General features: G+C 73.4%; 14 protein-coding genes. 7 read left to right on the top strand and 7 right to left on the bottom strand.

Features of this window, described 5'->3' with window-relative positions; all coding sequences use genetic code 11:
• Positions 1 to 79 precede the first annotated feature (79 nt).
• From AC24HA_RS06445 to AC24HA_RS06435, 3 genes are all read right to left on the bottom strand, one after another.
• On the bottom strand, positions 80 to 427 hold the full coding sequence (locus AC24HA_RS06445) for a hypothetical protein (RefSeq protein WP_425708272.1): 348 nt from the start codon (positions 425 to 427) through the stop codon (positions 80 to 82).
• Between the two features lie 117 nt (positions 428 to 544).
• Positions 545 to 2,149 (bottom strand): glutamine-hydrolyzing GMP synthase, encoded by a 1,605-nt coding sequence (guaA, locus tag AC24HA_RS06440; protein ID WP_425708273.1) that lies wholly within the window; start codon positions 2,147 to 2,149, stop codon positions 545 to 547.
• Complete coding sequence (locus AC24HA_RS06435; RefSeq protein ID WP_425708274.1) at positions 2,146 to 2,619, bottom strand: DUF3817 domain-containing protein; 474 nt, start codon at positions 2,617 to 2,619, stop codon at positions 2,146 to 2,148. Before AC24HA_RS06435 ends, guaA begins: the two co-directional genes overlap by 4 nt.
• Before the next feature lie 106 nt (positions 2,620 to 2,725).
• Between AC24HA_RS06435 and AC24HA_RS06430 the strand changes: the two genes are divergently transcribed.
• Together AC24HA_RS06430 and AC24HA_RS06425 are read left to right on the top strand one after the other, a co-directional pair.
• Positions 2,726 to 4,582: an ABC transporter transmembrane domain-containing protein gene (locus AC24HA_RS06430; RefSeq protein ID WP_425708275.1), complete on the top strand. Its 1,857-nt coding sequence runs from the start codon at positions 2,726 to 2,728 to the stop codon at positions 4,580 to 4,582.
• Positions 4,579 to 6,312 (top strand): ABC transporter ATP-binding protein, encoded by a 1,734-nt coding sequence (locus tag AC24HA_RS06425; protein WP_425708276.1) that lies wholly within the window; start codon positions 4,579 to 4,581, stop codon positions 6,310 to 6,312. Before AC24HA_RS06430 ends, AC24HA_RS06425 begins: the two co-directional genes overlap by 4 nt.
• Before the next feature lie 14 nt (positions 6,313 to 6,326).
• On the opposite strand, the gene AC24HA_RS06420 is transcribed toward AC24HA_RS06425, so the two are convergent.
• Positions 6,327 to 7,529: an SURF1 family protein gene (locus tag AC24HA_RS06420; protein ID WP_425708277.1), complete on the bottom strand. Its 1,203-nt coding sequence runs from the start codon at positions 7,527 to 7,529 to the stop codon at positions 6,327 to 6,329.
• Positions 7,530 to 7,665: 136 nt separating this feature from the next.
• Between AC24HA_RS06420 and pta the strand changes: the two genes are divergently transcribed.
• Both pta and AC24HA_RS06410 read left to right on the top strand, forming a co-directional pair.
• Positions 7,666 to 9,738: a phosphate acetyltransferase gene (gene pta / locus AC24HA_RS06415; RefSeq protein ID WP_425708278.1), complete on the top strand. Its 2,073-nt coding sequence runs from the start codon at positions 7,666 to 7,668 to the stop codon at positions 9,736 to 9,738.
• The gene (locus AC24HA_RS06410) at positions 9,735 to 10,922 is read left to right on the top strand and encodes an acetate/propionate family kinase (RefSeq protein ID WP_425708279.1); all 1,188 of its coding nucleotides are present in this window, start codon (positions 9,735 to 9,737) and stop codon (positions 10,920 to 10,922) included. Before pta ends, AC24HA_RS06410 begins: the two co-directional genes overlap by 4 nt.
• Before the next feature lie 110 nt (positions 10,923 to 11,032).
• Here the strand turns inward: AC24HA_RS06410 and AC24HA_RS06405 are convergent, their stop codons facing one another.
• Positions 11,033 to 12,397, bottom strand: coding sequence for a class II fumarate hydratase (locus AC24HA_RS06405; protein WP_487563617.1), 1,365 nt, complete (start codon positions 12,395 to 12,397; stop codon positions 11,033 to 11,035).
• A gap of 127 nt (positions 12,398 to 12,524) precedes the next feature.
• A complete protein-coding gene (locus AC24HA_RS06400; RefSeq protein WP_425708281.1) occupies positions 12,525 to 13,649 on the bottom strand; it encodes a GuaB3 family IMP dehydrogenase-related protein in 1,125 nt (374 codons plus the stop codon).
• Positions 13,650 to 13,714: 65 nt separating this feature from the next.
• Between AC24HA_RS06400 and AC24HA_RS06395 the strand changes: the two genes are divergently transcribed.
• From AC24HA_RS06395 to AC24HA_RS06385, 3 genes are all read left to right on the top strand, one after another.
• Positions 13,715 to 14,431 carry an exonuclease domain-containing protein gene (locus tag AC24HA_RS06395; protein WP_425708282.1) on the top strand — a complete coding sequence of 239 codons (717 nt, stop codon included), beginning with the start codon at positions 13,715 to 13,717 and terminating at the stop codon, positions 14,429 to 14,431.
• Between the two features lie 16 nt (positions 14,432 to 14,447).
• Entirely contained in the window at positions 14,448 to 15,554 is a 1,107-nt protein-coding gene (locus AC24HA_RS06390; protein ID WP_425708283.1) for a DNA glycosylase AlkZ-like family protein, read from the top strand.
• 227 nt (positions 15,555 to 15,781) lie between these two features.
• Complete coding sequence (locus AC24HA_RS06385; protein ID WP_425708284.1) at positions 15,782 to 17,290, top strand: HNH endonuclease; 1,509 nt, start codon at positions 15,782 to 15,784, stop codon at positions 17,288 to 17,290.
• A 96-nt stretch (positions 17,291 to 17,386) separates the two neighbouring features.
• Here AC24HA_RS06385 and guaB read toward each other — a convergent pair whose 3' ends face one another.
• A complete protein-coding gene (guaB, locus tag AC24HA_RS06380) occupies positions 17,387 to 18,898 on the bottom strand; it encodes an IMP dehydrogenase (protein ID WP_425708285.1) in 1,512 nt (503 codons plus the stop codon).
• Positions 18,899 to 18,902 lie beyond the last annotated feature (4 nt).

Raw genomic sequence — 18,902 nt, 5'->3', positions numbered from 1 at the left:
ATCGTACGCGCGGGAGCCGCCCCGCACGCGCGAGGGGCCGGGACCCCGTCAGGTCCCGGCCCCTCGGTGCGGCGTCGGATCAGGTCCAGAGCACCGCGACGGCCACGTTGACGACGATGAGCCCGATCAGGGTCGGGATCATCGGGGAACCCTTCTTCCCGTCCCTGCGGTCGCGGTCGCCGAGGAAGGCCACGACGGTCGCGCCGAGGGCGATGACGAGCTTGACACCGATCTTGATGTGGTTGACCTCGCCGTCGCCCATCTCCGCCATGCCGACGAGCAGGATGCCGGCGACGAGGGCCGTGAGCACGCCGTGGGTCGCACCCTTGGGGAGCTCGCCGCCGCGCAGCCCGGCGATCGCCATGCCGAGGGCCATCGCCCAGCCGAGGAGGTGGATGACGAGGAGGATGCCGGTGACGATGTCCATGCCTCCAGGTTATCTGTCACCGTGTCAGCACAGTTGCCACGCGCCGATGAGGTCGCTCACCGCACGGGGCGCGGGCCCGGCCCGCTCGCGCACGGGCCGCTCACCCGTGGCGCGACGTCACTCCCACTCGATGGTGCCCGGTGGCTTCGACGTCACGTCGAGGACCACCCGGTTGACCTCCGGGACGGAATTGGTGATGCGGGTCGAGATGCGGGCGAGCACGTCGTAGGGCACGCGCGACCAGTCGGCGGTCATCGCGTCCTCGCTCGTGACCGGTCGGAGCACGATCGGGTGTCCGTACGTGCGGCCGTCGCCCTGGACGCCGACCGATCGGACGTCGGCGAGCAGCACGACCGGGCACTGCCAGATCGCCTCGTCGAGGCCGGCGGCCGTCAGCTCCTCCCGGGCGACGAGGTCGGCCGCGCGGAGGATCTCCAGTCGCTCGCGCGTGACCTCGCCGACGATGCGGATGCCGAGGCCGGGCCCCGGGAAGGGCTGGCGGGCCACGATCACCTCGGGGACGCCGAGCTCGCGACCCACGGCGCGGACCTCGTCCTTGAACAGCAGGCGCAGCGGCTCGACGAGCTCGAACGTCATGTCCTCGGGCAGGCCGCCCACGTTGTGGTGCGACTTGATGGTCGCCGCGCCCTCGCCGCCGCCGGACTCGACGACGTCGGGGTAGAGGGTGCCCTGGACGAGGAACCGCACCTGCTCGCCCTGCTGCCCCGCCTCGGCCACGATGCCCGCCGCGGCCTCCTCGAAGGTGCGGATGAACTCCCGGCCGATGATCTTGCGCTTCTCCTCGGGGTCGGTCACCCCGGCGAGCGCGTCGAGGAACGTCTCCGAGGCGTCGATGACCCGCAGGTCGACGCCGGTCGCTGCCACGAAGTCCCGCTCGACCTGCTCGGCCTCGCCGGCGCGCATCAGCCCGTGGTCGACGAACACGCAGGTCAGCTGGTCGCCGACGGCCCGCTGGACGAGCGCGGCTGCGACGGAGGAGTCGACGCCGCCGGACAGGCCGCAGATCACGCGGGCGTCGCCGATCTGGCTGCGGATGGCCTCGACCTGCTCGGCGACCACCGAGCGGGCCGTCCAGTCGGCGTCGACCCGGGCCCCCTCGCGCAGGAAGCGGGTGAGCAGGGTCTGGCCGTGCTCGGTGTGGTGGACCTCGGGGTGCCACTGGACGCCGTAGAGCCGCCGGTCGGTGTCCTCGAACGCCGCGACGGGCGCGCCGGTCGAGGTCGCCAGGACCTCGAACCCGTCGGGCGCCGCGGAGACGGCGTCGCCGTGGGACATCCACACGGTCTGCACGTCGGGCGAGCCGGCCAGCAGGGTCGAGCCCTCGCGCTCCTCGCCGACGCGCACGACCGTGCCGCCGTACTCGCGCTCGCCGGTGCGGTCGACGGTCCCGCCGAGGGCCTTGGCCATCGCCTGGAAGCCGTAGCAGATCCCGAGGACCGGCACCCCGGCGTCGAACAGGGCCGGGTCGACCCCCGGGGCGCCCTCGGCGTAGACCGAGGACGGCCCGCCCGAGAGGATGATCGCCGCGGGCTCCCTGGCGAGCATGTCGTCGACCGAGGCGGTGTGGGGCACCACCTCGGAGAGGACGTTGGCCTCACGCACGCGCCGCGCGATGAGCTGGGCGTACTGGGCCCCGTAGTCGACGACGAGGACGGGGCGGTGGTTCGTGGTGCCGGCGGTGTCCGGCGCGTCCGTGGTCACCGGCCCAGGGTAGTCCGGCGCTCGGCGACGACCCGCGCACGGCCGGTGACGGCGGGCAGGTCGGCCTCGACCCAGTGGTGGGCCTTCCGCTCGAGGACGAACGACAGGACGGGCACGACGCCGGCGGCGACGAGCGCGACCATCCGGCCCAGCCCCCAGCGCATGACCGACCACAGGTTGAGGACGGTGGCGGCGTAGACCACGTAGATCCAGCCGTGCAGGATCGCGACCCATGCGCCCATGACGGGACGCGCCGTCCACCACTTCGACTCGTCCTCGTACCCGGCGGCGCCGAACACGTACTTCAGCACCATCTCGGCGGTGAGGACGAGCAGCATCACGCCCGTGACGAACGCCATCGCGCGGTACCAGCCGAACGCGCGGTGCGCCCTGGTCTCGGCCACCTCGGCGGCGGCCTGGCCGGCCGCGCGCGCCTCGGCCGACGTGGTGGTGGGCCCTGTCTCCGACATGCCTCCATTGTCCCTCCTCGACGAGGTGGGGAGGGTGAGTCGGCGGTCACCCCAAATGCCGTGGCCGGTGTCGGGGCCGCGGCGTAGCGTCCGGACGGTGCTGACCATGCCCACCGACCACCCCGGGTCGCCGCCGCTCACGGGTGCGAACGCCTTTCTCGCCTGGCTGGCCCGCAGGCAGCGGCTCACGCTGCTGGTGGCCGTCCTGTTCGGCGTCGCGCGCAACGTCGCGACGGCCGGGATCCCGCTCGTGCTCGGCCGGGCGCTCGACACGGGCCTGACCGACGGACTGTCGGCGGCCACCTGGTGGGGCGCGGGTGCCGTCCTGCTCGTCGGCGTCGCCGCCGCGCTCACCTCGGCGTACGGGCACCTCTTCGAGACGATGAGCTGGGTCTACGGCACCTTCCACACCGGCCGCCTCGTGGGTCACCACGTCACGCGGATCGGGCCGAACGTCACGCGCAACGCCGCGACCGGGGAGGTCGTCGCGAGCGTCACGAACGACACGTTCCACATCGGCAACGTCTTCGAGATGGCCCAGCGGTTCGTCGGGTCGCTGGCCGGCGTGCTCTTCGTCGCGGTCGTGCTCCTGCAGACCTCGGTGCAGCTCGGGCTCGCCGTGCTCATCGGCATGCCCGTCGTCTCCGCGGCCGTGGCGCTCCTCGTCCGGCCCATGCAGCGGCGCCAGTGGGCCCAGCGCGAGGCCCAGGGCCGCCTCGGCGCGCTCGCGACCGACACCGTGGCCGGCCTGCGGGTGCTTCGCGGCATCGGTGGCGAGGACGTGTTCACCGACCGGTACGCGACCCGGTCGCAGGAGGTACGCGCCGCCGGGGTCTCCGTTGCGACGATCGCCGCGCTCATGCGGGGTCTGCAGGTCCTGCTGCCCGGCCTCTTCGTCGCCTTCGTCGTCTGGTTCGGGGCGCACCTGGCCCTGAGCGGCGACATGTCGCCGGGCGACCTCGTGGCCCTGTTCGGCTACACCACCTACCTCGCGGCCCCGCTCCAGGCCTTCACCCAGTTCGTCCAGCTCCTCGTCCGCGCCCGCGTCGGCGCCGACAAGGTCATCCGGGTGGTCGGCACCGGACCGTCCGCCGGCACGCTCGCCGAGTCCGAGGCGGCCGACGACCGCCCGTGGCCCGGACCCGCACGATCCGGGGCGGGCCTCACCGACCCCACGTCCGGTTTCGCCGCCGAGCCCGGGACGTTCGTCGCCGTGGTCTCCGACCCGCCGGAGGACGCGAGCGCGCTCGCCGCCCGCCTCGGCCGGCTCCTCGACCCGGACCGCTCGGACCTCGGGCTCGTGGACCCCACCCTCGTCCCCGACGCCACCGACCCGCTGCCGGGCACGGACCGCGCCACCGCGCCCCCCTCCCCCGTGCTGCTCGACGGCACGCCGGTCGACGAGCTCGCCGTGGCCGAGGTGCGCGAGCGCGTCGTCGTGGCCGGCTCGAGCCCCGAGCTGTTCGCGGGCACGCTGCGCGAGACCCTCGACGTGCGCGACCGCGGGGACGACACCGCGCTGCTGGACGCCCTCGCCGCGGCCGACGGCCAGGACGTCCTGGACTCCGTCGGCGGCGCGCTCGACGGCGAGATAGCGGAGAAGGGCCGCTCCCTGTCGGGCGGTCAGCGCCAGCGCGTGGCACTGGCCCGGGCCCTGCTCACGGAGGCCCCGGCGCTCGTGCTCGTCGAGCCGACGTCAGCCGTGGACGCCCACACCGAGGCGCGGATCGCCGCGACGCTGGTGCGACGTCGCGCCGGCCGCACGACCGTCGTCGTCACCTCCTCCCCGCTCGTCCTCGAGCACGCCGACGACGTGGCGTTCCTCGACGGCGGTCGGGTGACCGTGCAGGCCCCGCACGCCGAGCTCGCCCGCCGCGCCCGTGAGGGCGACGCCGCGGCGCGCCGCTACCGCGCCGTCGTCACCAGGTCCACCGCCGACGACGAGCAGGAGGCCGTGCGATGAGGCTCCCCGTCGCCGACACGCGCACGACCGCCCGGCAGGGCCTGCGCTTCCTGCGCGCCCACGCGGGCCAGCTCGCCGTCGTCGTCCTCGTCCAGTCGCTCGCCGCCGTCGCGGCGCTCGCGATGCCCTGGCTGCTCGGCCGGCTCGTGGACTCGGTGGCCGCCGGGACCGTCGCCGCCGAGGTCGACGAGACGGCGCTGTGGCTCGTGGCCGCCGTCGTCGCGCAGACCCTGCTCGCGGCCTGGGCGCACCGTGCGTCGCTCGTCCTCGGCGAGCAGCTGTTCGCCGAGCTGCGGGAGGACTTCCTGCGCACCGTCACCCACCTGCCGCTGTCCACGGTCGAGCGCGCCGGCACGGGCGACCTGCTCGGCCGGACGACGAACGACATCGACCGCGTGCAGTGGGTGCTGAGGTTCGGGATCCCGGCGCTGCTCGTCGGGGCCACGACCGTGGTCCTCACCTACGGGGCCGCGTTCCTCGTGGACTGGCGGGTCGCGCTCGGCATGCTCGTCGGCCTGCCGCTGCTGTGGTGGAGCGCCCGTCGCTACCTGCGCCGCGCCATGCCCGCCTACCTCGCCGACTCTGCCGCGTTCGCGGACATCAACGGCGTCGTCACCGAGAACGTCGAGCAGGCCGGGACGGTCGACGCCCTCTCGCTCGGACGGCAGCGCCGCCGACGCTCGGACGGCGCGATGGCCGAGGCCTGGCACTGGGAGGTCGTCACCATCTGGCTCCGGGTCCACCTGTTCCGCAGCCTCGAGCTGAGCTTCGTGCTGCCGCTGGCCGCGGTCGTCGTGTGGGGTGCGCTGCTCATCGAGCAGGACGTCGTCACCATCGGCGCGGTGACCACCGTGGCGCTGTACGCCATGCAGGTGCGGGCACCGTTCACCGAGCTGCTCATGTGGATCGACGAGCTGCAGGTGGCCGCCGCGTCCCTGGCCCGCATCTTCGGGATCTCGCTCGTCGAGCCCGACCGGACCGTCGGCGAGCAGCGCCCCCGCGGCGCCGAGATCAGCGCGCGCTCCGTGCGCTACGCGTACGTCGAGGGCAAGGACGTCCTGCACGGCATCGACCTCGACCTGCGGCCCGGCGAGCGCCTGGCGATCGTGGGCCCCTCGGGCGCGGGCAAGTCGACGTTCGGCCGCATGCTCGCCGGCATCCACCCGCCCACCGGCGGTGCGGTGACCGTCGGCGGGGTCCGGCTCGTCGACCTGCCCGAGGAGGAGCTGCGGCGGCAGGTCGCGCTGGTCACCCAGGAGCACCACGTGTTCGTCGGCACGCTCGCCGACAACCTGCGGCTCGCGGACGCCGGCGTGGACGAGGCCGGGATGCGCCGCGCGCTGGACGCCGTCGACGCCCTCGACTGGGTCGACCGGCTCGAGCTCGGGCTGGAGACCGAGGTGGGCTCCGGGGCGCTCGAGCTCACACCCGCGCAGGCCCAGCAGCTCGCGCTGGCGCGGCTCGTGCTCCTCGACCCGCACACGCTCGTCCTCGACGAGGCCACCTCGCTGCTCGACCCGCGCGCCGCGCGGCACCTCGAACGGTCCCTGGGCAACGTGCTCACCGGGCGCACGGTCGTCGCCATCGCGCACCGACTGCACACTGCGCACGACGCCGACCGGGTCGCCGTCGTCGAGGACGGCCGGATCGTCGAGCTCGGCCCGCACGACGAGCTGGTCGCCGCCGGCGGCGAGTACGCGGCCCTGTGGGCGAGCTGGCAGCAGGACTGAGCGCAGGCCGGCAGTCAGTCGGCGGTCGCTCGGCCGACTGATCCGTCGCCCGCCGACACGAGCCGGGCGTCGGCGTCTGCCTCGGCGTCGGGCCCGACCGGCTCCGCGTCGAGCAGCTCCTCGTCGCGGCGGTCGAGCGCGTCGTCGCGGACGAGGCGCCACCAGAGCCACAGCGCGAAGCCGCCGAAGACGAGCCACTCGATCGCGTACGCGAGGTTCTGGATGTTGAGCCCGGTCTCGACCGCGATGGTCGGGTCCGGCGCCTGCTCGAGCGCGTCGTCGGCGCCATGGAGCGGGACCCAGCCCTCACCGTCGTGCGCGCCCTGGACGAGGTAGCCCGAGAAGGTCGGACCGCCCCACTCGCCGGCGAGGCCGGGCGTGGAGATGGACAGGGCGGTGCCGGGCGCCGCGTCGCCCGTGCGCTGCGCCTCGGAGTTCGACAGGTGGCCGGTCACCGTGACCTCCCCGTCCGGGACGTCGAGCGCCGCCGGGTCGGCAGGTTGCGCCCCGGCGTCGGTCACCGAGACGTCGTCGGCGGGGAGCCATCCGCGCAGGACAGGGATCATCGCGCCGGCGTCGGGACCGTCGGTCAGCCGCAGCGCCGTGACGACGAGGACCGCGGGCTCCCCCTCGACGGCACGGTCGACGACGAGGACCTGGTTCTCGGGCTCCCACCGCCCGATGACACTCACTCCGGTGGCGTAGACGTCGGAGGAGAAGCTCGACTGCGCCCGCAGGGCGTCGTCCAGCGGCACCGGGTCGGCCTCGAGCGTGGCGGCGTGCTCGGCGATCGCGCGCTCGGCCCCCCGCAGCGAGGCCCGGTCGAGCTGCCAGGCGGCGAGCTGCACGCACACGACGGCGGCCGCCAGGAGCAGCACGAGGAGCCCGACCATCCGCAGCGAGAAGGCCGAGCGCCACAGCTCGCGGGCCGAGACCTTCGGGCGAGGCGCCCGGCGACGACGTGTGCGGCCGGCGGAGGCGTCGGGCGCGGGGGCGGTGTCCGCGGCGATGGCGGCGGGGTCCCGGTCCGGCGCGATCCCGCGGGCGGGAGGCGGAACGGGGTCGTCCCCGTCGCCGCCGGTCGCGGCGTCCTCCGCCGCCTCGTCGTCGCCACGGCCGGGCAGGGCCGTCGCCAGGCCGCCACGGGCGCCGGTGCGCCCCGGCTCACCGCCGGTACGCCCCGACCCGCCGGGTAAGCGCTCGGCGACAGGGTCCATCGTCCCAGGGTAGGCGAGCACAGGCACTGTTGACTGAGCCGGCCGACGCGCGGACGCCGCCGATCTGGAAGCATCGAGGCTGCGTCCCGTCCTCCCCAGGACTGCGTCCCGTCCTCTCCCGTAAGGAGCCCGGAGCATGACCCAGAGCCTGTACATCGCCTCGATCGAGGGGTTCACGGGAAAGTCACTGGTCGCGCTCGGCGTGGTCGACCAGCTCGCCCGGCGCGCGTCCCGGGTCGGCGTCTTCCGGCCGCTCGTGGAGTCCCGCGAGGAGCGCGACCCCGTCCTCGAGCTCCTGCTCGAGCACGACGCCGTCGACCTCGGGTTCGACGAGTGCCTGGGCGTGACCTACGACGAGTGGTTCGCCGACGAGGAGGCGGCGCTGACGACCATCGTCGAGCGCTACCGGGCGGTGGCCCGGCAGACCGACGTCGTCGTGGTCGTGGGCTCGGACTACACGGACGTGACGACGCCGACCGAGCTCGCGTCCAACGCGCGGATCGCGGCGAACCTCGGGGCGCCCGTGCTCCTGGTGGTCCGCGGTCTCGGGCGCAGCGTCGACGAGATCCGCCAGGTCGTCGGCGTGGGCACCAACGAGATCACCCAGGGGCACGCGACCACGGTCGGCGTGGTCGTCAACCGGTGCGAGGCCGACCGGGTCGAGGAGGTCCGCGCAGCGTTGAAGGACGAGCCCCTGGACACCGGCGTCCTGCCCGAGATCCCCGTGCTGTCGGCGCCGACCGTCGACGAGGTCCGCGAGGCCCTCGGGGGACGCCTGTACATGGGCGAGCCCGACCTGCTCTCCCGCGAGGCCGAGCACATCCTCGTCACCGGGATGAACGCCGAGCACATCATCGAACGGCTGCGCGAGGGCACGCTCGTCATCGCGCCCGCGGACCGGGTCGATGCCGTCCTCGCCGTCATCGCCTCCCACGCGGCCGACGGCTTCCCCTCGCTGTCCGGGCTCGTGCTCAACGGCGGTCACCTGCCCAGCGAGCAGCTACGGCAGCTCATGTCGGGCCTCGTCGACCGGCTCCCCGTCATCACGACCGAGGACGACACGTTCGAGACGGCGCTCAAGGTCTCCGGCACGCGCGGCGTGATGTCCCGCCACACCCAGCGCAAGAGGGACCTCGCGCTCGGCGTCGTCGAGCAGAACCTCGACGCCGACCGGCTGCTCGGGCTCATCGACGTCCCGGCCAGCGAGGTCGTCACGCCGCTGATGTTCGAGGCGACCCTGCTCGACCGCGCGCGGTCCGACCGGCAGCACATCGTGCTCCCCGAGGGTGACGACGACCGGATCCTCCGCGCGGCGTCGACGGTGCTCTCCCGCCAGGTCGCGGACCTGACGATCCTCGGCAAGGAGTCGGAGGTACGGGCGCGGGCCGCCGAGCTCGGCCTCGACATCGACGCCGCGCGCGTCGTCGACCCGGCCACCTCGGAGCACGTGGAGGAGTTCGCCGCCGAGTACGCCCGGCTGCGCGAGCACAAGGGCATGACGCTGGAGCGGGCGCGCGAGGTCATCACCGACGTCTCCTACTTCGGCACGCTCATGGTCCACCTCGGGCTCGCGGGCGGGATGGTCTCCGGCGCCGCGCACACCACCGCCCACACGATCAAGCCGTCGTTCGAGATCATCAAGACCCGGCCGGGCGTCTCGATCGTCAGCTCGGTGTTCTTCATGTGCCTCGCGGACCGCGTCCTCGTCTACGGCGACTGCGCCGTCAACCCGGACCCGACGGCGGACCAGCTCGCCGACATCGCCATCAGCTCGGCGGACACCGCAGCGCAGTTCGGCGTCGACCCGCGCATCGCGATGCTCTCCTACTCCACCGGCGCGTCCGGCGCCGGCGCCGAGGTGGAGAAGGTGCGCTCGGCGACGGACACGGTGCGGGAGCGGGCCGCCGAGCTCGTCGTCGAGGGCCCCATCCAGTACGACGCCGCCGTCGACGCCTCCGTGGCCTCGAAGAAGCTGCCCGGCAGCGAGGTCGCGGGCCGGGCGACGGTCTTCATCTTCCCCGACCTCAACACGGGCAACAACACGTACAAGGCGGTCCAGCGCTCGGCCGGGGCCGTCGCCGTGGGCCCGGTCCTGCAGGGCCTGCGCAAGCCGGTCAACGACCTCTCCCGCGGGGCACTGGTCGGAGACATCGTCAACACCGTCGCCATCACGGCCGTCCAGGCCCAGGCGCAGAAGGAGAACGCATGAGCGGCACCGTCCTCGTCGTCAACTCGGGATCGTCGTCGATCAAGTACCAGCTGGTCGACCCCGACACCGCGGACGTCGTCGCCTCCGGCCTGCTCGAGCGGATCGGCGAGGTCTCCGGGCACCTGCGGCACACGACCGGGGACGGGACCACCGAACGGGACCTGCCCGTGCCGGACCACACCGCCGGGCTCGCGGCGGTGCTGGAGGCGTTCGACGAGCTCGGGCCGGTCCTCGCCGACGCCGGGATCCGCGCGGTGGGCCACCGGGTCGTCCAGGGCGGCGCGGAGTTCTCCGGCCCGGTCGAGCTCGACGACGACGCCGTGGAGCGCATCGACGCGCTCTCCCCGCTCGCCCCGCTGCACAACCCCGGCAACGTCGCCGGCATCAGGGTGGCGCGCGAGCTCGTGCCGGACGTCCCGCACGTGGCCGTCTTCGACACCGCGTTCTTCGCCGACCTGCCGGCGGCCGCAGCCACCTACGCGCTCGAGCGGACCACCGCCGAGCGGTACGCGGTCAAGCGCTACGGGGCGCACGGGACCTCGCACGAGCTCGTATCAAGGGCCGTGAGCGAGCGCCTCGGGCGCGACGACCTGCGCCAGATCGTCCTGCACCTGGGCAACGGGGCGTCGGCGTCGGCGGTCCGCGCCGGACGAGCGGTGGACACGTCGATGGGACTCACGCCGCTGGAGGGCCTGGTCATGGGGACCCGCACCGGGGACATCGACCCGGCGGTCGCCTTCCACCTGCACCGGGTCGGCGGGCTCGACGTGGCCGAGATCGACGACCTGTTCAACAAGCGGTCCGGCCTCAAGGGCATGACCGGGCACAACGACATGCGTGAGGTCCGCGAGCTGGCCGGAGCCGGCGACGCCGACGCCCGGCTCGCCCTCGACGTCTACGCGCACCGGCTGCGCAAGTACATCGGCGCGTACGCGGCCGTCATGGGCGGGCTCGACGCGGTGACGTTCACCGCCGGCGTGGGCGAGAACGACGCCCTCATCAGGGCCGAGGTCCTCGCTCCCCTGGCCTTCCTCGGGATCGAGCTCGACGACGACGCGAACACCGCGCGCTCGGGCGAGCCGCGGGTGATCTCGACGCCGGGCTCGGCCGTGACGGTGCTGGTGGTGCCGACGAACGAGGAGCTGGCGATCGCTCGGCAGACGATCGAGGTCAGCGGCGCCTGACCGACGCCGTCGACGGCAGCCCCGCGCCGAGCTGGACCAGAGGCCCTCGAGATGGACCGTGCAGAGGTCCATCTCGAGGGTGTCGGGTCCAGCGCGGCCCGGACGGAGGCTCAGGCCTGGTTCGGGCCCGTCATCGTGCGGACGTCGAGGAGCTCGTCGAGCTGGGTCTCGGTGATCTCGCCGCGCTCGACGTAGCCGAGGTCGCGGGTCGCCTCGCGGATCGTCAGGTCCGCCGCGACCGAGTGCTTGGCGATCTTCGCCGCCGCCTCGTAGCCGATGACCCGGTTGAGCGGGGTGACGATCGACGGCGAGGACTCGGCCAGCCGCAGGCAGCGCTCCTCGTCGGCCTCGAGCCCGTCGATGCAGCGCTCGGCGAGCACGCGCGAGACGTTGCCGAGGATCGTCATCGACTCGAGCAGGTTCTGCGCCATCACCGGCAGCATGACGAGCAGGTCGAAGTTGCCCTGCGCACCGGCGAAGGCGATGGCCGCGTCGTTGCCGATGACCTGGGCGGCGACCATGACGGCCGCCTCCGGCAGCACCGGGTTGACCTTGCCGGGCATGATCGAGGAGCCGGGCTGCAGGTCGGGCAGGCGCAGCTCGCCCAGGCCGGTGCGGGGCCCGGAGCCGCCCCAGCGGATGTCGTTGGCGATCTTCGTCAGGGAGACGGCGGTCGCGCGCAGGGCGCCGGAGGTCTCCACCGCGGAATCGAGCGCGGCCTGCGCCTCGAAGTGGTTCGGCGCCTCGGTCAGCGGCAGCCCGGTGTTCTCCGCGATGAGGGAGATGACGCGGGGCGCGAACCCCTCGGGGGTGTTGATGCCGGTCCCGACGGCGGTGCCGCCGAGGGGGAGCTCGGCCAGCCGCGGCAGGGTCGCCTCGATGCGGGAGATGCCGTTGCGGATCTGCTGGGCGTAGCCGGAGAACTCCTGCCCGAGGGTGATCGGGGTGGCGTCCATGAGGTGGGTGCGGCCCGACTTCACGACGTCGGCGAACTCGCTCGCCTTGCGCTCGAGGGACTCGGCCAGGACGGTGAGGTTCGGGATGAGCCCGGTGGTCGCGAGCCCGACGGCGGCGATGTGGATCGCGGACGGGAAGGTGTCGTTCGACGACTGGGACGCGTTGACGTGGTCGTTCGGGTGCACCGCGAGGCCCGAGTCGCGCGAGGCGATCGTGGCGATGACCTCGTTGGTGTTCATGTTCGAGCTCGTGCCGGAGCCGGTCTGGAAGACGTCGATCGGGAACTCGCCGTCGTGGTCCCCCGCGACGACCTGCTCGGCGGCCGCCACGATCGCGGCGGAGACGTCCTTGTCGATGACGCCGAGCTCCGCGTTGGCGATGGCCGCCGCACGCTTGATCTGCCCGATGGCGTGGATATGCTGCGGAGTGAGGGTCTTGCCCGAGATCGGGAAGTTCTCCACGGCCCGCTGCGTCTGCGCGGCGTACAGGGCGTCCGCCGGGACGCGCACCTCGCCCATGGTGTCGTGCTCGATCCGGAACTCAGTCACGTCGTCGTCTTCCTCTCGCTGCGCCGGTCACGGGCGCGACCGCGCGCCCGCCGCGCACAGTGTCCCACCGGCAGCGGCACCGGGTGCGCCGCCCGGCTCAGGACGCCTGGTACGGCGAGACGACGACCTCGACCCGCTGGAACTCCTTGACGTCGGAGTAGCCCGTCGTCGCCATCGCACGCCGCAGCGCACCCATGAGGTTCACGGTGCCGTCCGCGCGGTCGGAGGGCCCGTGCAGGATCTCCTCGAGCGTCCCCGCAGTGCCGACCTGGACGCGCGCGCCCCGCGGCAGCTGCGGGTGGTGGGCCTCGGACCCCCAGTGCCAGCCCCGGCCGGGCGCCTCCTCGGCGCGGGCGAGCGCGGCCCCCAGCATCACGGCGTCCGCACCGCAGGCCACGGCCTTGACGAGGTTGCCGGCGTGCCCGACCCCGCCGTCGGCGACGACGTGGACGTACCTGCCGCCCGACTCGTCGAGGTAGTCGCGACGGGCGGCGGCGACGTCGGCGATCGCCGAGGCCATCGGCACGTGGATGCCGAGGGTCTGACGCGTCGTGGAGGCGGCGCCGCCGCCAAAGCCGACGAGCACGCCGGCCGCGCCGGTGCGCATGAGGTGCAGGGCGGCCGTGTAGGTGGCCGCGCCTCCGACGAGCACGGGGACGTCCAGCTCGTAGATGAAACGCTTGAGGTTGAGCGGCTCGGCCGCCGACGACACGTGCTCGGCGGACACGGTGGTGCCCCGGATGACGAACAGGTCGACGCCGGCCTGCACGACCGTGCGCCAGTGCTCCTGGGTGCGCTGCGGGGACAACGAGCCGGCGACCGTCACACCGCTCGCCCGGATCTCCTTGAGGCGGGCCGTGATGAGCTCGGCCTTGATCGGCTCGTCGTAGATCTCCTTCATCCGGTTGATCGCGGCGTCGGCGTCGAGCCCGGCGATCTCCGCGTAGAGCGGTTCCGGGTCCTCGTAGCGTGTCCACAGGCCCTCGAGGTCGAGGACCCCGATGCCGCCGTGCCGGCCCAGGGCGACGGCCGTGGCCGGCGACATCACCGAGTCCATCGGCGCCGCGAGCACGGGGATGTCCACGTGGTAGGCGTCGATCTGCCAGGCGATCGACACGTCCTCCGGGTCGCGCGTGCGTCGGGAGGGCACGACGGCGACGTCGTCGAAGGAGTATGCGCGGCGGCCGCGCTTGCCACGTCCGATCTCGATCTCGATGCTCACGTGTGGAGGCTACCTGCACGACGTCGGTGGGCTCTGCGACAGTGGCCCAGACGTCAGGAGGACGGATGACCGGATGGACGCAGGACGTGTGGCTCGGGTTCGACACCGAGACCACGGGGATCGACGTCGGGAACGACCGCGTGGTGACGGCGGCGCTCGTCGTGCGGGAGGCCGACGGCACGATCGGCAGCTCGCGCACGTGGCTGATCGACCCCGGCGTGGAGATCCCCGAGGCCGCGACCGCGGTCCACGGCATCACGACGGCCTACGCGCGCGAGCACGGGGCGCCCCCGGAGGAGGCGCTCGAGGAGGTGGCCCAGGTCGTCGCGGGCGCCCTCGCGTCCGGCGCAGTCCTCGTCGCGTTCAACGCGACGTACGACCTGACGATCCTGCGCGCCGAGCTCGCCCGGCACGGCCTCGCCACTCTCGAGGAGCGGCTCGGGCGGGAGGTCTCCCCCGTCGTCGACCCGCTCGTCGTGGACCGGAAGGTCGAGCGGTTCCGGAAGGGGAAGAAGACTCTCGAGGCGATGGGCGAGGCGTACGGGGTCGCGGCGAACGATGCCGCGCACACCGCCGACGGCGACGTGGCGCACACGCTCGCCGTCCTGACGGCCCTGGCGGCGAAGCACCCGAAGGTCGCGGACCTGCCCTCGGCCGACCTCCACCGGGCGCAGGCCACGTGGCACGCCGAGTGGGCGGAGAGCTTCGAGGAGTTCCTGCGCGGCAAGGGACGTGCCGACGCGCACGTCTCACGGGCATGGCCGGTCGAGCCGACGGCATAGGTCACGAGCGACGGCCATGAGTCGCACCGTCGAGCTCGACGGCCGCCGCGCTCTCGCGTGGCGGCTGGACCGGCACGGCCTCGGCGACGCGGGCGCGTCCGACCCGGTCGATGTCGTGCGTCGCGTCGTGGCGCTGCGCGGGTGGCCGGCGGAGCGCGCGGAGCTCTCGGTGGGGGCGCGGTCCTCCGTTCCAGCCGCCGGCGCGCTGGAGCAGACCCTGGGCGGTGACGACCTCGTGCTGGCCTACGCGTTCCGCGGCGGCTCGTACGTGATGGAGGCCCGCACGGCGCGGACCCTGCTGACCGTGCGCCGCACGACCCGGGTGTGGGAGACCCCGCGGTACCAGCGTCAGGCGAGCTTCGAGCTCGACGACTGGGGCGACCTGCGCGCCGCGGTGGGCGAGCTGCTCACCGCTGGGCCGGCGACCCGCGAGGAGATCGCGGCACATCTCGGTCGCAGCCCGTCGCTCGCGCACCTGGCACGGGCCGCAGGCGGTCTCGGTGCGGACGCGCTCTACAAGCCGCTGCACTGGTGGGGCGACATCGTCTTCGGACCCCCTCGGGACGGGCGGTCGACATTCCGGCTCGCGCCCGGACGCGATCCGGGTCGTATCGAGCAGGCGACCGACGAGGCGGGCGTCGCCGCCGTCGTCCTCTATCTCGCCGCCTACGCACCCGCGACCGAGGCGAACCTCCTGTACTGGCTCGGCGAGGGGCTCAGCGCCCCGAGGCGTCGGGTCCTCGACTGGCTCCGGTCGGCGGACGCCGTCCGCGTCGGCGTCGACGGCCGGGACGCCTGGGCGCTCGGGGCGGACCTCGAGGCGATCCTCGGCGCCCGGGCGTCGGACGTCGTTCGGCTGCTGCCCGGTCACGACCCGTGGGTACTCGGCCCCGGGACCGCCGACGACCGGATCGTCCCGCCGCACCACCGCGCCGAGGTCTCGCGAGGTTCCGACCTCGTCGTGCGCGGCGGGGTCGTGGTCGGAACCTGGCGGACGCGCGGGAGCGAGGTGTCCGTGGCCTGGTTCGGCGGCGCCGACGCGGCGACGCGGCGCGAGCTCGAGAGCGAGCTGGCGCGGGTCGGCGTCGTGCGCGGCAGGGAGCTCGCGCTCGCCGACGGCTGACCGACGTGGTGGCGGACCCCGGCGGGACGGCAGCCCTGCCGCCCAGCCGCTCAGCCGCTCACCCGCTCACCCGCTCACCCGCTCACCCGCTCACCCGCTCACCCGCTCACCCGCTCACCCGCGACGACGTTTCCACATGTCTTCCCAGGTCACACCTGTCCACAGGCTCCAGACGGTCCCCCGCCGGTGTCAGTGGTGCCGACTAGCGTGGTCGATATAACGCACGGATGGTCGAGGTCGACGACGACGCGGAGGGGGCGATGATGACGACGCAGGAGACCGACGTCGCACCCCCGGTTCTGACGCTGGACAAGCTTCAAGCCCTGCGGGAGGCGATCCCCCGCCTCGAACGCGCCTCCGAGGCCGACGCGGTCGACCAGATCCAGTTCCTCGAGGAGCTCAAGGCGGTCGCAGCTGCGGGCCAGGCGATGGCCACGGCCGATCTCGCCCGGATGCGCGCCGAGGACGAGGCCGATCGCGGTGTCCCCGCCGGTCAGCGCGCCAGGGGCCTGATGGCGGAGGTCGCGCTGGCACGCAAGGAGGCCCCCACGAAGGGCGACCGGCACCTCGGGCTCGCCAAGACCCTCGTCCACGAGCTGCCCCGGACCCTCACGCTGATGAGTCAGGGGCTCGTGTCCGAGTGGCGCGCCACGATCCTCGCGCAGGAGACCGTCGGCCTCTCGGTCGAGCAACGCCGCGAGGTCGACGCGATGCTCGCGCCGGACCTCCCGACCTGGGGCGACCGGCAGGTGCGTAACCACGCGCGCAAGGCCGCCTTCGAGCGCGACGAGGGGGCCGCCGAGCGCCGGCGTCTCCGGGAGAAGCGGCAGCGTCATGTCAGCGTGCGGCCGGCAACCGGGTCGATGGCCTACGTCTCGGCGCTGCTGCCGATGACCGAGGCGGTACGGGTGCACGCCTCCCTGCTCACGCAGGCCGGAGGCATCGTCAATTCCGGGAACGCCCGAGGGCGCACCCCTGGACAGATCGCCGCCGACCTCCTGGTCGAGCACGTGACAGGCACCTGCGCGACCGAGCCGCGGGACGTCGATCTGACCATCGTCATGACCGACCGTACGCTCGCCGGTGGCAACGAGCCGGCCTGGCTGCCCGGTCACGGCCCGGTGGCCGCGTCGGTGGTCCGGGACCAGCTCCGCGAGGCGACCAAGGTCTGGTTCCGGCGGCTGTGGACGGATCCCGCCACGGGCGGTGTGGTGTCGATGGAGTCCCGTGCGCGGGTGTTCGGCGGGCAGCTCCGGCGGCTGATCCTCCTGCGCGACGACGCGTGCACCGGACCGTTCTGCAGCGGCGGGATCAGGCACGTCGACCACGCCACGCCGTACGCGGAGGGCGGCGCGACCAGCGCGGACAACGCGTCGGGACTGTGCGAGACCCACAACTACGTGAAGAACAACCCGGGGTGGCGCCACGAGCTCGCGTCCGGTGGCGAGGGGCTCGAGGTCCGCACCCCCACCGGGCACCGGTACCGGACGCCGAGATCACCGTTCCCGTACCGGAGACCGACCCCGCCGCCGGAGATGACCCGCGAGCGCTACGAGGCGCTCAAGAGACGCGTCGAGGAGCGAACCCGACGACCGGAGCCGGGGCCTGAGCCGCAGCCAGAACCGGAGCCACGAGGGTCAGCGTCGCGGAACAGCCTTCCGCCCGGGAAGGCTCCCGAGCCGGATCGGCGGGCACCAGATCCGGAACCACCAGACCTCGACCACCTTCTGGAGTGAGGGCCGGATGGCCACCCGGTGCGCGCGCCGCGACCGACTGCCTACGCGCGGTCCGCGCGTGCGCACCGCACGCCCGCGAGCCCTGCCTCGAACCGGTCAGCGCGCGGTGTAGTTCGGCGCCTCGGCGATCATCCGCACGTCGTGGGGGTGCGACTCCTTGAGACCCGCGGGCGTGATGCGGATGAACCTCCCGCGCTCCTTCAGCTCGCCGGTGGTCCGCGCCCCGACGTAGAACATCGACTGGTGCAGGCCCCCGACGAGCTGGTGCGCGACCGCGGACAGCGGGCCGCGGTAGGGGACCTGGCCCTCGATCCCCTCGGGCACGATCTTGTCGTCCGTGCTGACGTCCGCCTGGAAGTAGCGGTCCTTCGAGTACGAGACGCGTCCGCGAGAGGCCATCGCGCCGAGCGAGCCCATCCCGCGGTAGTGCTTGTACTGCTTGCCGTTGACGAACACGAGGTCGCCGGGGGACTCCTCGCACCCGGCCAGCAGCGACCCGAGCATCACCGTGTCGGCGCCCGCGACGAGGGCCTTGGCGATGTCGCCCGAGTGCTGCAGCCCACCGTCCCCGATCACGGGGACGCCCGCCGGGCCGCAGACCTGGGCCGCCATGTGGATGGCGGTGACCTGCGGGACGCCGACGCCCGCCACCACGCGGGTGGTGCAGATCGAGCCCGGCCCGACCCCGACCTTGACCGCGTCGACGCCGGCGTCGACGAGAGCCTGCGCGCCCTCGCGGGTCGCCACGTTGCCGCCGATCACCTGCACGTGCGCGAAGGCCGGGTCCTTCTTCAGCTTGCGCACCATGTCGAGCAGGAGTCGCGCCTCGCCGTTGGCCGTGTCCGCCACGAGGATGTCGACGCCGGCCTCGGCGAGCGCCGTCGCCCGCTCCCAGGCGTCACCCCAGTAGCCGATGGCCGCGCCCACCCGGAGGCGGCCGTCCGCGTCCTTCGTGGCCTGCGGGTACTGCTCCGACTTGACGAAGTCCTTGACCGTGATGAGGCCGCGGAGGCGCCCGGCGTCGTCCACGAGCGGGAGCTTCTCGATCTTGTGGGCGGCGAGCAGCTCCGCGGCGTCCTCGTTGCTGATCCCGACCGGACCGGTCACCAGGGGCATCGAGGTCATCGCCGAGCGCACGGTGCGCTCCCCCATGGAGTCGGTGGGGACGAAACGCAGGTCGCGGTTCGTGATGATGCCCAGCAGCACGTCGTCGCTGTCGACGACGGGCAGACCGGAGATCCGGTACTGGGCGCACAGCTCGTCGAGCTCGGCGAGCGTCGCGTCGGGGCCGATCGTCACGGGGTCCGTGATCATCCCCGACTCCGACCGCTTGACCACGGTGACCTGCTGCGCCTGGTCCTCGATCGAGAGGTTGCGGTGCAGGATCCCGAGTCCGCCCTGGCGCGCCATCGCGATCGCCATGCGCGCCTCGGTCACGGTGTCCATCGCCGCGCTGACCAGCGGGACCTGCAGCTCGATCTCGCGCGTGAGCCGCGCAGCGGTGCTCACCTCGGAGGGGATGACGTCCGTCGCCCCAGGCAGGAGGAGCACATCGTCATACGTCAGTCCGACCAGCGCGAACGGGTCGTGTGCGGGGGTCTCCGTCATCCCG

The sequence above is a fragment of the Georgenia sp. Z1491 genome (genome assembly GCF_057652395.1).
Note: the sequence above shows the minus strand (reverse complement) of the source record. Positions and strands in the feature narration are given on the sequence as shown.